Origin of the sequence: Pseudomonas sp. NY11955, from assembly GCF_048068035.1 — a bacterium.
Taxonomy (GTDB): Bacteria; Pseudomonadota; Gammaproteobacteria; order Pseudomonadales; family Pseudomonadaceae; genus Aquipseudomonas.
On record NZ_JBLUPS010000049.1, the window covers coordinates 1 to 686 of the forward strand.

The window sequence follows — 686 nt, forward strand, 5'->3', positions numbered from 1 at the left end:
GTGAAGAACATGATCACCGGTGCTGCCCAGATGGACGGCGCGATCCTGGTTTGCTCGGCCGCCGATGGTCCGATGCCACAAACCCGTGAGCACATCCTGCTGTCCCGTCAGGTAGGCGTTCCGTACATCGTGGTCTTCCTGAACAAGGCTGACCTGGTAGACGACGCTGAGCTGCTGGAACTGGTCGAGATGGAAGTTCGCGACCTGCTGTCCACCTACGACTTCCCAGGCGACGACACTCCGATCATCATCGGTTCGGCTCGTATGGCTCTGGAAGGCAAAGACGACAACGAAATGGGTACCAGCGCTGTTAAGAAGCTGGTAGAGACTCTGGATGCCTACATCCCTGAGCCAGTTCGTGCCATCGACCAGCCGTTCCTGATGCCGATCGAAGACGTATTCTCGATCTCGGGTCGTGGTACCGTTGTTACCGGTCGTATCGAGCGTGGTATCGTCCGCGTTCAGGATCCACTGGAAATCGTTGGTCTGCGTGACACCACCACCACCACCTGCACCGGTGTTGAGATGTTCCGCAAGCTGCTGGACGAAGGCCGTGCTGGCGAGAACTGCGGCGTTCTGCTGCGTGGTACCAAGCGTGACGACGTTGAGCGTGGCCAGGTTCTGGTCAAGCCAGGTTCGGTCAAGCCGCACACCAAGTTCACCGCAGAAGTCTACGTTCTGTCGAA

Annotated in this window: 1 protein-coding gene; it reads left to right on the forward strand. The window is 58.3% G+C overall.

Annotation, left to right across the window (positions count from 1 at the left end):
• On the forward strand, window positions 1-686 hold a 686-nt coding region (locus ACNFBR_RS29235; protein WP_416737878.1), incomplete at both ends, for a GTP-binding protein.